The organism is Hymenobacter sp. UYP22, assembly GCF_040547285.1.
GTDB lineage: Bacteria > Bacteroidota > Bacteroidia > Cytophagales > Hymenobacteraceae > Hymenobacter.
This window is the reverse complement of sequence record NZ_JBEPPK010000005.1, coordinates 193,606-206,403: the sequence shown is the minus strand read 5'-3', so window position 1 is coordinate 206,403 and position 12,798 is coordinate 193,606. Positions and strand designations below refer to the sequence as shown.

Below are 12,798 nucleotides of genomic sequence, written 5' to 3'. Positions count from 1 at the left end.
TCCTTGCGCCCTGTTGCTGGCCCAACGGCGAATCCTGTGAAAAACCCATTCCGACGAATATTCAACAAGATGGCTGACGATAACAACCTGCCCCAGGACGACAACCTGTCGGTAGATGCCGACCTCACGGCTGGCGAAACGACCGAAGAAACTACCGCTGCTGCCGAAACCCTGGAAGGTGCCGCTGGCTCCAAGACCGAAGCCGAGCTGGCCGACCTGAAGGACAAGTACCTGCGCCTGGCCGCTGAGTTTGAGAACTATAAGCGCCGCACCACCAAGGAGCGCGCCGACTTGTTTAAAACTGCTAACCAGGAGCTGATGGTGTCTCTGCTGCCGGTGCTCGATGATTTTGACCGGGCCCGCCACCATACCAAGGAGACGGAAGATGCTGGCACCGTGCGCGAGAGTGTGGACATCATCTACAACAAGCTCAACAAGACCCTGACGCAAAAGGGCCTTGTTACCATGGAGGTTAAAGGTGGTGCCTTCGACCCGGAGCTGCACGAGGCCATTACCCAGATTCCGGCCCCGACGGAAGACTTGAAGGGCAAGATTGTGGATGAAGTAGAGAAGGGCTATTACCTCGGCGACAAGGTAATCCGTCACGCCAAGGTGGTGCTGGGCCAGTAAGTAGAAAGAATGCCGCGCAGAGGCGCAGCCGAGGCATCTCGCGTGGCACCGTTTAGAAGTAACCCATTTACGTTGGTGTGCGAGATGCCTCGGCCGCGCCTCTGCATACTTGACGAAGTACATTACCAACCATGGCAACGAAGCGAGATTATTACGAGGTGTTGGGCGTAGCCAAAAGCGCGTCGGCGGATGAGTTGAAGTCGGCTTACCGCAAGCTGGCTATCAAATACCACCCCGATAAAAACCCCGACGACCCCACGGCCGAGGATAAGTTCAAGGAAGCAGCGGAGGCCTACGAGGCGCTTTCCGATGCCAACAAGCGCGCCCGCTACGACCAGTACGGGCACCAGGGCATGGGTGGCAACGGCGGTGGCCCCAGCATGGAGGACATCTTCAGTCATTTCGGCGACATCTTCGGTGGTGGCGGCGGAGGTGGTGGCTTCGAGAGCTTCTTCGGAGGCGGGCGGGGCCAGGGTCGGCGCGTGCGCAAGGGCTCCAACCTACGCATCAAGCTGAAGCTGGACCTGGAGGAAGTAGCCAACGGCGTTGAGAAAAAGATCAAGGTGAAGCGCTACGTAGCCTGCAACACCTGCTCGGGTACCGGTGCCAAAAACGGTACCGACCTCAAAACCTGCGGTACCTGCCAAGGACAGGGCCAGGTGAAGCGCGTGGTAAACACCATGCTCGGCCAGATGGTAAGCGCCAGCACCTGCCCCACCTGTGAGGGCGAGGGCAAAGTAGTAACCAGCAAGTGCGACACCTGCCACGGCGACGGCCGCCAACTGCACGAGGAGGTTATTCCGATCAATATTCCGGCGGGGGTGGCTGAGGGCATGCAGCTCAGCATGAACGGCAAAGGCAACTTCCCGGAGCGTGGCGGCGTGCCCGGCGACCTGCTCATTCAGATTGAGGAGGAGCCGCACGAGTCGTTGAAGCGGGATGGGAACAACATTATGTTCGAGCAGTATATCTCGTTCGTGGATGCCGCCTTGGGTGCCAGCATTGAAGTGCCTACCATCGAGGGCAAGGTGAAAATCAAGGTGGACCCCGGCACCCAGCCCGGCAAGATCCTGCGTCTGCGCGGTAAGGGTATCAAGGACATCAATGGCTACGGCCGCGGCGACCAGCTGATTCATCTCAGCGTGTGGACGCCCAAAAACGTGACCAACGAAGAGCGGGAGCTGCTGGAAAAGCTCCGCGACGCCCGCAACTTCACGCCCAACCCCGGCAAAAACGAGAAGGGCTTCTTCGAAAAAGTGAAGGAGTACTTCCAATAATCACGGATTTAGCCGGATTTATCGGATTTCACGAATAATTCTAGCCCGCTTCCCTGTCTAGGGGAGCGGGCTTTTTTGTGGCACAAGCTTTAGCTTGTGTCGGACGGGGACTACCGGATTGCATAACCAGGTTCCGGTCCGATGACGCAGCCGTCCGACCGGTTGTTATGCGGGGCCGCTGCTACGTCATCGTTTGGCCGTCAGCACGCAGCAAATCGACCGGACGGCTGCGCCGTCGGACCGGTGGCCGGTTAAGCAGGTGAAAAATAGTTGCCGCCCGCTGTAATGCCGCCGCCTGTTTGCCGATATATCCGGCAAACTTCTCCACCGTATGTCTGCCGCCTCTCCAGATTTTCTGCGTCTGCTAAACGAGCACCAGCCCTTGCTGCGGCGGGTAGCACGCCTGTATTGCCCCGATGCGGAAGAGCGACAGGATTTGTACCAGGAAATAGTGCTGCAGCTATGGCAGGCCTGGCCGCAGTACCGGCCGGGAGTTGCTAAAGTGAGCACCTGGCTGTACCGGGTGGCGCTGAATGTGGCCATTACTGACCTGCGCCGCCGCACCCGTGCCCCCACGCCGGCCCGCTTTGGTGGGGCGGCCCCGCCTGAGGTGCCGACCCCGCCCCCCGATTGCCCCGACGCTGACGACCTGGCTCACCTATACCGGGCCATTGAGCAGCTATCCGACGTGGAAAAGGCCTTTGTGCTACTCTACCTGGAGGAGCGCACCTACGAGGAAATGGCCGATATTCTCGGCATCACCCAGAATAATGTGCGCGTGAAAATGCACCGCGTGCAGGACAAGCTTCGCCAACTTTTGCCTCTCACTACCTGATGGAACTCGATGATTTTCGCCGGAAATGGCAGGAGGGGGCGTCGCTGGAAAGCCCAGCCGCCACTACTGCTGCTGAGTTGCAACAGTTGCTAGATCATACTAACAAAAGCCCGTTGGCGCAGTTGCAACAGGCTGTGCGTCGCGATGTGCGCATGCTGTGGTGGGTCAGTATCCTAAACGTGAGTAATGTATTCAGCCTTACGAAGCATTACTCGCAATGGGCCGAAATTCGAAGCGCGCTTTTGGTGCTGGTTGGAAGTATGATTTTGTACGTGATGTGGGATACGTGGCAGCGCCACCGAATTGTTAAAGGATTGCGGACCGGGGCGGATACTGCTGCTAATCAACTCCGGGTGATGATTAACAAATTGCGGCGGCTGATGAATTTATACACTTGGGCTGGAGTATTTTTCTGTACCAGTTTAGCGCTGTGTGTTGGTTACGCCAAACGAAATAGTATAAGTTGGCCGCCCTTCACGCAGTCCTTAGATCCAGAGCGCACTGTGCTGGCCTGCTTGTGCCTACTGGCTTTGGGGTTGCTCATAGCGGTTGGGTATGAGCGGCAACAGCGCCGCTATGGTCAGCCCTTGCGTCAGCTGGAAGCGGCCCTGCGGGAACTGGAAACCGTGGAGTAGCTCCCGTTCAGGCGTCATTTCCGACAGTTCAGGCTACCAAAATGCCGGTTGGTTGGAATTTCGGCGGCGCCTTTATTGGCTTCCTGTAATATTACAGCAACAACCTACCTGTCTTTCTGCGCTATGAAACCACCTATCCTCGAAGTGCGCGACGTACGCAAGTACTACGCCGCGCATACGGCCCTCGATGGCGTAAGCCTTTCAGTGCCCGATGGTTCCATCTTCGGCCTGCTAGGTCCTAACGGAGCCGGTAAAACGTCGCTTATTCGCATTATCACCCAGATAACCGGGGCCGATGCGGGGGAAGTGCTGTTCCGGGGCGAGAAGCTTAACCCTTCGCACATTGGCCGCATTGGCTACCTGCCCGAGGAGCGGGGGCTCTACAAGAAGATGAAAGTAGGGGAGCAGCTGATGTACCTGGCCCAGCTAAAGGGTATTCATAAGGACGAGGCCCGCCTGAAAATCAAGAACTGGCTGGAGCGCTTCGATATTAAGTCGTGGGCCGACAAGAACATTGAGGACCTGAGCAAGGGCATGCAGCAGAAGGTGCAGTTTATTGCCACCGTAGTGCACGAGCCCGAGCTGGTAATTCTGGATGAGCCCTTCTCCGGCTTCGACCCCATCAACGCCAACCTGCTCAAGGACGAAATATTGGCCATGCGCGACCGGGGCGCCAGCATTATCTTCTCCACGCACCGCATGGAATCGGTGGAGGAAATGTGCGACCATATTGCCCTCATCAACCGCTCGAAAAAAGTGCTGGACGGCCCCGTGCGCCAAGTGCGCGACGCCTACCGCACCCAAACGTACGAGGTAGAAGGCATGGGCCGCCCCATGATTATCCACCCCGATTTTGAGGTGGTAAAGCATCAGGAGCGGGAGAATGGCCATTTCTACGATATCATTAAGCTGCACGCCGGGACCACCCCTAACGATTTGCTCCGCTACCTCATCGGACCAGGCAACGTGGAGGTGCACGCCTTCCGGGAGATGATTCCGAGCATCAACGACATCTTTATCCGGCGGGTGCGCGAAACCCAGCCCGACTATGTGCCCGAAACCGATGGCGCGCTGGTGTAAGGCGGGCGGCTACCCATTCTCCTTCTGAAACTCTCCTGATTATGTCGAAAACCTGGCTGATTGCCCAGCGCGAATACCTGACCCGGGTGCGCAAAAAGAGCTTTATCATTATGTCGTTGCTGGGGCCGCTCATTACGGCTGCCATCTTCGCCGTACCCGTACTCATTGCCACCATGTCGGATAATGGCAAGGTGGTGGCCGTAGCCGATGCCGGTGGCCTGTTCACGGATAAGCTGCCCGATGCCAAGGACGACATCAGCTTCACCCGCGTATCCGCCGATTTGCCGGCCGCTAAAGCCGAATTCAACAAGGCCAAATACGATGCCCTCCTGTACGTGCCCAAGCTGGACATGGCCAACCCTGAAGGCTTTCAGGTATTCTCCCGCAAGGGGCTGGGAATATCGTTGCAGCGGGATATTGAGCGTTCCGTAGAAAATGCCGTGGAAGCCCAACGCCTCAAAAAGGCCGGCCTTGACCAAGCAGTGCTCAACACCATGAAGGCTGACGTAGACCTGCAAACCATCAGCCTCAGCGACGATGGGGAGCGGAGTTCCAGCACGGGCGTAAGCACCGGGGTGGCGTACATATGCGGCTTCCTGATTTACATGTTCATCTTCATCTACGGCATCCAGATTATGCGCGGGGTGATGGAGGAGAAAACCAACCGCATTGTGGAGGTGGTTATTTCCTCGGTGAAGCCCTTTGAGTTGATGATGGGCAAAGTATTGGGTATTGCCGGGGTAGGCTTCACGCAGCTGGCCCTGTGGGTGGTGTTGTCCCTCGGAATTACGTCGGTGGTTGCCGGTTCCATAAGTCCTGATAAAATAGCGCAGAACCAAGTGGAGCGCGTAAACACGGCGGCTGGCAATGTGGCTACCGTGAAGGCCAAGGAAACCAAGAAAGAGGGCAATGAGATGATTCAGGCACTGAAGAATGCCGATATCAATGTGCCGTTAATTGTCGGCTGCTTCCTGTTCTACTTCCTGGGCGGCTACCTGTTCTACGGGGCATTGTTTGGGGCCATCGGCTCGGCCGTAGACAGTGAAACCGATACCCAGCAGTTTATGATGCCCGTGACCATGCCGCTGGTACTCACCTTTGTGGTAGCCCAGGCCACGCTCACTACCAACCCCAATGGGCAGGTGGCCTTCTGGATGTCGATGTTCCCGCTGACTTCCCCTATTGCCATGATGATGCGCCTGCCATTCGGGGGAGTGCCCATGTGGCAGCTGGGCCTCTCCATGCTGCTGCTGATTGTGGGCTTCGTGGGTACCATCTGGCTAGCCGCCCGCATCTACCGCGTGGGCATCCTGATGTACGGCAAGAAGGTGACGTACGGTGAGCTGTCGAAGTGGCTGTTCTATAAAGGCTAGTTATATTCCCCTCAGACTGCGCTGCAACTGCCCCGGTACCCGCAAAGTGCCGGGGCAGTTTGGTTGTAGGCTATGAAGTCTCTCCGATTCGCGGGTAGCCGGTATCTTCGTGCCATGCGTATTCCGTTTCTTTCGTTGGTACTGCTGCTGCTGCTGCTGCTCAGTCTTTCTGTACGCGCCCAGGACAAGCCGGCTTACCGCCTGTTCACGGCCGCTGGTAAGCCGGCCGGCTACGACAAAATGCTGAAGGAGCTGGCCCAGGCCGATGTGGTGTTCTTCGGGGAGCAGCACAACGACCCCATTGCCCACTGGCTGGAGCTGCAGCTTACCAAAGACCTGCTGCGCCTGCGCCAGGGCCAGGTGGTGCTGGGCCTGGAAATGTTTGAGCGGGACGTGCAGCCCCTGGTGGACCAGTATACTACCGGTGAGCTGGACGATAAAGCCTTTGAAGCCGACAGCCGCCCCTGGCCCAACTACGCTACTGATTACCGCCCGCTACTGCAGCTGGCGCGGCAGCAGAAGTTTCGGGTGGTGGGTACCAACGTGCCGCGCCGCTACGCTTCCCAGGTAGCCAAAGGTGGCGTAGCGGTGCTGGATGCCCTGCCCTCCGCCGAAAAAGCCTGGCTGACTCCGTTGCCGCTGGTCGTGGATTTCAGCTTACCCGGCTACCAGAACATGGCCAAGATGTTCGGGAGCGACGCGGCCCACTCAGTGGGTACTCAGAACATCATCCGGGCCCAGGCGCTTAAGGATGCCACTATGGCCTACTTTCTCAACCAAGCCCGCCCCGAAGGCCACCTGCTGCTTCACCTCAACGGCGCCTACCACTCCGACAACCATGACGGTATTCTGGCCTACCTGCGCCAGCAGAACCCAAAACTGAAGGTGCTCACCATTAGTGCGGTTGCTCAGGAGCAACTGGATAAGCTCGCGCAGGAAAACCAGCAGAAAGCGGATTTCGTGGTGGTAGTGCCTCAGGATATGACCAAAACGTATTGAGCTTGGTTTACGCCAGTTTTTTGTCGCCCAGGCAGGCGGCATCGTGGAGCTCCGTCAGTACTGCTGCCTCGGGGCAAACGTGGCCGCTGCCGTATTCGCCTACCCACTGGCACACCGAATATTCCTCGCTCCGGGCGTGGTACTGCTGCTCCCATTCCTGCTGTTGCACACGTTGGGCGGCAGTATCGTAGGGGAAAGGGTGGGGCGGACGCTTCCAGCCCACGCGCCAGGGCTTGGGGCTCAGGCGGGCACGGTAGCACCCCTGCTGCTGGCACAGCCGCACGTAAAGGCTGTCGGTGGGCATGGCCGCAAATACTTCCCGGGCTTCCGCACTAGTAGGGTTTAGCAGCTGATGCGTGACGAGAATGCGGAAACCCAGCCGGGTGCGGTACAGCCGAAAATTCCAGGTGGGATGCAGCTGAAGCCAAGCGGCCAGCCGCATCTGCAACTGGGCTTGGGCATCGGGCAGGGGCAAGGGCGGCGGCGGTGGCGGCGGGTTAAAGAGGGTACGCAGAAACCCGCCGAGGCTGAATGGCATTTCAGTCGATTTCCGCTGTATGCTCTGCTGCAGGTCATGGTCGTCCACATCCAGCATCATAAAGGTCGGGGCATTCAGCACGAGGCTACCGTAGCGGTTACGGGTAATGGCGCCTAGCTCTCGGCCCTGGGCATTCTGAACCCGTTGAACCAGCTGTTCGCGCAGGGGCGCAGAGCCGCTTGGGTATTCTCCCAGAATACCAGACCCCAGCAAGCGGGCCTGCCGGATCTGCAGCAACTGGTGGGCGGCCTCCTGGGCGGCAGCCTGGGTGTCATTGCTGCCCCCGTAGGCAACCAGGTGGTATGAGTCGCCTTCGGCATCAAGGCAATCGAGTGTGGCCCGGGCCCAGTAGGAATACAGCTGCATAAGAGAAATAAAAAAGCCAATGTAACGTATCAAGGCTAGTTTCAACCGTTAACAAGGACTCCCGCAATCCTACTTTTCCCGTCTATGATTTCCACTCTCGACCTTTCCCAGCTTCCCAACGCGGCCGCCCTGCAGCGCCTGTGCGTGTCTCTGGCCGCCTTGGATGCCATCAACTCTCCCGACCCGGAATTTCGTTACTACACTTACAATCCCCAGTGGGACGAAAACGAGGCCGTATTTGAAATGAGCGACGGGGAGGGCGACCAGATGCTGGTGCTGTTCCGGCCCGAGGGCTGCGTTATCAACGGCTTCCTGCACGAGTACGACCAGCCCAACAAGGACCAGATAACGCGCGGCCTGCCCGATGCTTTTGAGGAGTTTATCTTTGGGGAGCCGGTCAATTCCATTGGCACCACGTTTTGCGCGTGGTACACGCCCGCCCACGGCTGGCAAACCGGCGTAGTAGAAAACGAGGAAGACGGCTCGGAAGAATTGCTGTATATCTTCGACAATGACCCCGCAACCTACGCTGACTGGGCCAACGAATACTACCTCGACGAAACCGAGCGGGAGCCCCTGGAAACAGAAGCCGTAGCCGCCCTGTACCACCACGAGCCCCTAACTAAAACCGCCGCCCTTACCCTCAACAATGAGCTTCAGGACTGGCTGCAGCTGGAATCTGACCTCACAGAAATCGGCTACCCCCATACCCTCCGGTAGAAAAGGCCACGCCAAGCGCCGCCAGCCCGTTTCACCCACGGCCGCCGCTGCACCTATTGTACACTGCTGTTGAGGCTCCCTTCTGGACGGTAGCGCACAACCGGTGCGGCAGCGTCTTTGTGTACCGATTCGGTAAAGACAACCCTGTTCAAGGCAAATAATGCTTCGCCAATGCGGTGAAATCGGCTACTTGCTGCCGCTGCCACGCCTCGTCAAAACCTAGCTCCTGAGCCAGCAGCGCCGCCACGGCCGGAGACATCCGAATGGCGGCTCGCACGTCCAGAAACAGTGCCCGCACACGGCGCGCCAGCACATCCTCCACGGTGCGGGCCATTTCGTAGCGGGCCGCCCACACCACCTCCGCCCGCCGAAATTCCAAGTTGGGGTCGAGCTTTTCGGCCAGTTCGGGTTGCTGCTGCATAAGCTGGAGCAGGTGGGGTTGGTCGGAGCCGTACACGTAAAAATGGCTGCTGAAATCGGTGGTGGGCCGGGCACCGTGAACGGGCAGCGCGGTGGTGTTACTGGCTGCCTTGGGCAACTTACCCAAGCTAATAGCCCGGTCTACCACATCCTGGGCCATACGGCGGTAAGTGGTCCATTTGCCGCCCGTAATAGTTATAAGGCCGGTTTCGGATACCAGAATTTTGTGGCTGCGCGAAATTTCCTTGGTGCTGCCTGAGCCGTTCTGCGGAGCTGCTAGCGGGCGGAGACCGGCAAACATGCTCAGCACATCGGTGCGCTGGGGCGGCCGGGTCAGGTATCGGCCCGCCGTGCGCAAAATAAAGTCGATTTCCTCCTCCAATGCCTGCGGCTCCTCGCGGGCTTCGGCCAGGGGCGTATCGGTAGTGCCCAGCACCACGCGCCCGTGCCAGGGTACGGCAAACAGCACCCGCCCGTCCTCGGTCTTCGGAATCATCAGCGCATCATCGCCGGGCAGAAACGACTTGTCCAGTACTAGGTGTACACCCTGGCTGGGTTGCACCAGCTTGGGCGTACCGGGCTGGTCCAGTTGGCGAATACCATCCACGAAAATGCCGGTAGCATTTACCACGGCCCGGGCGCGGAGCTCGTACGTGCGGCCAGTTTCCTGATCTAGGGCCCGCACGCTTTCTACTTGGCCCTTAGCGTTTTTTAGCAGGCCCGTTACAGCCATGTGGTTGAGCAAGGTGCCGCCCAACTCAATACCCGTTTGGGCCAGATTCACGGCCAAGCGGGCATCATCAAACTGCCCATCCTGGTATACCACGCCGCCCCGCAGCCCGGCCGGCCGCAGGTTGCCCAGCCGTCGGAGGGTTTGTTGGGAGCTGATGTGGGCCGTGGCCCCCAGGCTAAGGCGACCCGCCAGCAAATCATACAGCTTCAGGCCGGCAGCGTAGAATGGGCCGCCCCACCAAGTGTAGCTGGGGATAATAAACGACTGATTTTTGCAGAGGTGAGGAGCATTTTTCAGCAGCAGGCCCCGCTCGTATAAGGCCTCTCGTACCAGCCCAATGTCGCCTTGGGCCAGGTAGCGTACCCCGCCGTGCACCAGCTTGGTGCTGCGGCTGCTGGTGCCCTTAGCAAAGTCGGTTTGCTCCAGCAGCAGCGTGCGGTAGCCCCGGCTGAGTCCGTCAAGGGCCACCCCTAGCCCGGTTGCTCCGCCCCCAATTACCAGTAGGTCCCAATCGGGCGTGGTGTTGAGCTGCTGTATCAGCGTGGCACGCTGGAAGGGGAGGGCGTTGGGAGTGGGCTGCATTGGAACGGAGTGGTGGAGTTCTGTGCTCAACGGATTATGGCGGAAATAGATAATTTCCGGCCCGGTCCGGCGGCTGCAGGCCGTCGGGCCGGTTGTCGTCAGGTTCACCAGAACAACGACGCCACAACATGGGCCTGCTTCCACCGGCCCGACAGGCTACCTTCCACCGTCATATGCTGTACCGCCTCGCTCACCCTGCCGATATTCCGGCCCTAACGGAAGTACGCTTGGCCGTGCGCGAAAATGTGCTGCGCAACCACGCCCTGGTAACGGAAGCCGACTACCGGGCCTACCTCACGCAGCGCGGCCGGGGCTGGGTGGCCGAAACAGCGGGCCGGGTGGTGGGTTTTGCCATTGCGGATGCCCAGCAGCATAGCATCTGGGCCCTGTTCGTGCATCCCAACTTCGATAAACAGGGTATCGGCAAGACGCTGCACCGACTGCTACTCAACTGGTACTTCGCCCAAACCGACCATACCATCTGGCTCACTACCAGCCCCGGCACCCGGGCCGAGGAGTTCTACCACCGTCAGGGCTGGCAAGCTACCGGCCGCACCAGTAGCGGAGAAGTGCGGTTTGAGCTAACCAAGGAGCGGTGGAATGAAAAATCAGCTGTTGAGGTACCTGCCTCTAATGTCGATGAATAATAACCTGCGTTGTCGTTTGCGCCGACTGGCTACGGGCGGCATGGTAGTGCTAATGCTGCTGTATTCCCAGAGCAGTACAGGGCAAACGAAAAGTCAGCCGGCCTTCACCGTTGTTCCGCTGGGCGTAAAGGGTGGGCTGGCAGAGGGCAACCTCTCGGCGTATTTGGTGGCGGCGGTGGGCTCTCCAGCTTACGTCTGTCTGGATGCCGGTACCGTGTACGGCGGCGTAGAAAAAGCCGTGGCCAGCAAGGCATTAACCGGTGCCGCCGGGGAAATCATCCGCACCACTATCAAAGCCTACCTGATTTCCCACGCCCACCTCGACCACGTAGCCGGCCTGTTACTGAATGCCCCCGACGACACTCCCAAAAGTATATACGGCCTGCCTGATTGCCTGACGACTATTCAAAACGACTACTTCAACTGGCGAGCCTGGCCCAACTTTGGGCCCGGCGGTACCCCACCCGCGTTGGGCAAGTACCAGCTGCGGGAGCTGGTGCCGGGCCGGGAAATACCAGTGGAGAACACGCCCCTGCAGGTGCAAACCTTCGTGCTCAGTCACGGCCGCCCCACCCAAAGTGCCGCGTTTCTGGTGCGCAGCGGCCGTAATTACCTACTCTACCTCGGCGACACCGGGGCCGATGCCGTGGAGCAAACCGACAACCTCCGCCGGCTGTGGGAGGCGGTGGCGCCTTTGGTGAAAGCCCGGCAGCTCAAGGGGGTGTTTATGGAGGCTTCCTACGCCAACTCCCAGCCGGAAAAACAATTGTTTGGCCACCTCACGCCGGCCCTGCTGCTGCAGGAGTTGGGCGTACTGGCCCAGCTTGCGGGCCCGGAGGCAGTGCGCGGGCTGCCCGTTGTTATAACGCATATCAAGCCCACGGCTGGCAACGAAAAGGATATTCGCCAGCAGCTACGGGAAGCCAATACACTGCACCTCCGGCTGATTTTCCCGGAGCAGGGGCACCTGCTGGAGCTGTAAATCTGTTATCTTACCCACCATAAATTCTTCCCTTCATTACTATTTCACAAGCAAGCATGGTTGATGTATCGATTCAGGATAATGAAGTGCATTTTAATGTGCGGGGCCTGCACAAGCTCTGGGCTTTTAAAAGCCAGCTCCAGATTCCGCGTAGCCATATTACCGCCGCCCGCCAGGATGCCGAGGTGCTAAAAGGCTGGTGGAAGGGCTGGCGCATGCCCGGTACGCACATTCCGGGCTTGCTAGCTGCCGGTACGTTTCTGCACGAGGACAGGCGTATCTTCTGGGACGTACACAATGCCGATAAGGCCGTCATCATTGACCTGGAGCATGATGAGTATAACCAGCTCATCATTGAGGTAGACGACCCCGCCGCGGTGGTAGCTTTACTCAACACCCCCGCCTAAAAACCAGGGCCGGTATAAACAGAAAGCCCCTGGCAACACTGCCAGGGGCTTTCTGTTTTGCATTACTCAATTGCCAGCAGGTTGCAGCTAGCTTACGACGAGAATGAGGAGCCGCAGCCGCAGGTGCTTTTGGCCTGGGGGTTGTTGAACACAAATCCCCGGGCATTGAGGCCGTCCTGGAAGTCAACCTCCATGCCGAGCACGTACATGGCATGCTTCTTATCCATGATGAGCAGTACGCCGTCCAGGTCGAAGGTTTCGTCCTGGTCTTTGGGCTTATCGAAACCCAGCAGGTAGCTCATGCCGGAGCAGCCCCCGCCCTGTACGCCCACGCGCAGGCCGTACTCGCCGGGCACATTTTTCTCAATCAGAATATTCCGGACCTCCTCCAGTGCGCGGGAAGTGAGGCTGATGGGAGCAAGTTTCGTGGAAACGGCCGTTGCCATAGTGAGTTCGTCTTTAGAGAAGTAAGGCGGCAAAGATACGAAGCAAGTAGTAGTTCCGGATACCGGTTGGCATCGGGGTGGCCACACTACGTCGGTCGTTTGCCGCGTTTGGTCGTATAACAACGGCT

At 58.7% G+C, this 12,798-nt stretch carries 14 protein-coding genes; 11 read left to right on the top strand and 3 right to left on the bottom strand.

Annotation, left to right across the window (positions count from 1 at the left end; genetic code table 11):
* The first annotated feature begins 69 nt into the window (after window positions 1-69).
* The 7 genes from ABIB60_RS11145 to ABIB60_RS11115 all read left to right on the top strand — a co-directional run bounded on the left by ABIB60_RS11145 (window position 70) and on the right by ABIB60_RS11115 (window position 6,829).
* A complete protein-coding gene (locus tag ABIB60_RS11145; protein ID WP_354579901.1) occupies window positions 70-630 on the top strand; it encodes a nucleotide exchange factor GrpE in 561 nt (186 codons plus the stop codon).
* A 131-nt stretch (window positions 631-761) separates the two neighbouring features.
* On the top strand, window positions 762-1,907 hold the full coding sequence (dnaJ, locus tag ABIB60_RS11140) for a molecular chaperone DnaJ (protein WP_354579899.1): 1,146 nt from the start codon (window positions 762-764) through the stop codon (window positions 1,905-1,907).
* Window positions 1,908-2,238: 331 nt separating this feature from the next.
* Window positions 2,239-2,742: an RNA polymerase sigma factor gene (locus ABIB60_RS11135; protein WP_354579897.1), complete on the top strand. Its 504-nt coding sequence runs from the start codon at window positions 2,239-2,241 to the stop codon at window positions 2,740-2,742.
* The gene (locus ABIB60_RS11130) at window positions 2,742-3,377 is read left to right on the top strand and encodes a hypothetical protein (RefSeq protein ID WP_354579895.1); all 636 of its coding nucleotides are present in this window, start codon (window positions 2,742-2,744) and stop codon (window positions 3,375-3,377) included. The genes ABIB60_RS11135 and ABIB60_RS11130 overlap by 1 nt, the downstream gene beginning before the upstream one ends.
* 123 nt (window positions 3,378-3,500) lie before the next feature.
* Entirely contained in the window at window positions 3,501-4,457 is a 957-nt protein-coding gene (locus tag ABIB60_RS11125; protein WP_354579894.1) for an ABC transporter ATP-binding protein, read from the top strand.
* Window positions 4,458-4,498: 41 nt separating this feature from the next.
* Window positions 4,499-5,830 (top strand): ABC transporter permease, encoded by a 1,332-nt coding sequence (locus tag ABIB60_RS11120; protein WP_354579892.1) that lies wholly within the window; start codon window positions 4,499-4,501, stop codon window positions 5,828-5,830.
* Window positions 5,831-5,944: 114 nt separating this feature from the next.
* On the top strand, window positions 5,945-6,829 hold the full coding sequence (locus ABIB60_RS11115) for a ChaN family lipoprotein (protein ID WP_354579890.1): 885 nt from the start codon (window positions 5,945-5,947) through the stop codon (window positions 6,827-6,829).
* A gap of 7 nt (window positions 6,830-6,836) precedes the next feature.
* On the opposite strand, the gene ABIB60_RS11110 is transcribed toward ABIB60_RS11115, so the two are convergent.
* The gene (locus ABIB60_RS11110) at window positions 6,837-7,733 is read right to left on the bottom strand and encodes a hypothetical protein (RefSeq protein ID WP_354579888.1); all 897 of its coding nucleotides are present in this window, start codon (window positions 7,731-7,733) and stop codon (window positions 6,837-6,839) included.
* A gap of 84 nt (window positions 7,734-7,817) precedes the next feature.
* Here ABIB60_RS11110 and ABIB60_RS11105 point away from each other — a divergent pair, with 84 nt between their 5' ends.
* Entirely contained in the window at window positions 7,818-8,453 is a 636-nt protein-coding gene (locus ABIB60_RS11105) for a hypothetical protein (RefSeq protein WP_354579886.1), read from the top strand.
* A gap of 148 nt (window positions 8,454-8,601) precedes the next feature.
* Here ABIB60_RS11105 and ABIB60_RS11100 read toward each other — a convergent pair whose 3' ends face one another.
* On the bottom strand, window positions 8,602-10,188 hold the full coding sequence (locus ABIB60_RS11100) for a glycerol-3-phosphate dehydrogenase/oxidase (protein ID WP_354579884.1): 1,587 nt from the start codon (window positions 10,186-10,188) through the stop codon (window positions 8,602-8,604).
* A gap of 173 nt (window positions 10,189-10,361) precedes the next feature.
* Here ABIB60_RS11100 and ABIB60_RS11095 point away from each other — a divergent pair, with 173 nt between their 5' ends.
* The 3 genes from ABIB60_RS11095 to ABIB60_RS11085 are packed head-to-tail and all read left to right on the top strand — an operon-like array spanning window position 10,362 to window position 12,224.
* A complete protein-coding gene (locus ABIB60_RS11095) occupies window positions 10,362-10,835 on the top strand; it encodes a GNAT family N-acetyltransferase (RefSeq protein WP_354579882.1) in 474 nt (157 codons plus the stop codon).
* A 16-nt stretch (window positions 10,836-10,851) separates the two neighbouring features.
* Window positions 10,852-11,817: an MBL fold metallo-hydrolase gene (locus tag ABIB60_RS11090; RefSeq protein WP_354579881.1), complete on the top strand. Its 966-nt coding sequence runs from the start codon at window positions 10,852-10,854 to the stop codon at window positions 11,815-11,817.
* A 56-nt stretch (window positions 11,818-11,873) separates the two neighbouring features.
* A complete protein-coding gene (locus tag ABIB60_RS11085; protein WP_354579879.1) occupies window positions 11,874-12,224 on the top strand; it encodes a hypothetical protein in 351 nt (116 codons plus the stop codon).
* Between the two features lie 92 nt (window positions 12,225-12,316).
* Here the strand turns inward: ABIB60_RS11085 and ABIB60_RS11080 are convergent, their stop codons facing one another.
* A complete protein-coding gene (locus ABIB60_RS11080) occupies window positions 12,317-12,670 on the bottom strand; it encodes a HesB/IscA family protein (protein ID WP_315999125.1) in 354 nt (117 codons plus the stop codon).
* Between the last annotated feature and the right edge of the window lie 128 nt (window positions 12,671-12,798).

Coding starts and splice junctions, on each gene's coding strand:
- ABIB60_RS11085 (WP_354579879.1), top strand. CDS start 11,874: ATGGTTGATGTATCGATTCAGGATAATGAAGTGCATTTTAATGTGCGG.
- ABIB60_RS11120 (WP_354579892.1), top strand. CDS start 4,499: ATGTCGAAAACCTGGCTGATTGCCCAGCGCGAATACCTGACCCGGGTG.
- dnaJ (WP_354579899.1), top strand. CDS start 762: ATGGCAACGAAGCGAGATTATTACGAGGTGTTGGGCGTAGCCAAAAGC.
- ABIB60_RS11125 (WP_354579894.1), top strand. CDS start 3,501: ATGAAACCACCTATCCTCGAAGTGCGCGACGTACGCAAGTACTACGCC.
- ABIB60_RS11105 (WP_354579886.1), top strand. CDS start 7,818: ATGATTTCCACTCTCGACCTTTCCCAGCTTCCCAACGCGGCCGCCCTG.
- ABIB60_RS11080 (WP_315999125.1), bottom strand. CDS start 12,670: ATGGCAACGGCCGTTTCCACGAAACTTGCTCCCATCAGCCTCACTTCC.
- ABIB60_RS11135 (WP_354579897.1), top strand. CDS start 2,239: ATGTCTGCCGCCTCTCCAGATTTTCTGCGTCTGCTAAACGAGCACCAG.
- ABIB60_RS11130 (WP_354579895.1), top strand. CDS start 2,742: ATGGAACTCGATGATTTTCGCCGGAAATGGCAGGAGGGGGCGTCGCTG.
- ABIB60_RS11145 (WP_354579901.1), top strand. CDS start 70: ATGGCTGACGATAACAACCTGCCCCAGGACGACAACCTGTCGGTAGAT.
- ABIB60_RS11095 (WP_354579882.1), top strand. CDS start 10,362: ATGCTGTACCGCCTCGCTCACCCTGCCGATATTCCGGCCCTAACGGAA.
- ABIB60_RS11100 (WP_354579884.1), bottom strand. CDS start 10,188: ATGCAGCCCACTCCCAACGCCCTCCCCTTCCAGCGTGCCACGCTGATA.
- ABIB60_RS11115 (WP_354579890.1), top strand. CDS start 5,945: ATGCGTATTCCGTTTCTTTCGTTGGTACTGCTGCTGCTGCTGCTGCTC.
- ABIB60_RS11110 (WP_354579888.1), bottom strand. CDS start 7,733: ATGCAGCTGTATTCCTACTGGGCCCGGGCCACACTCGATTGCCTTGAT.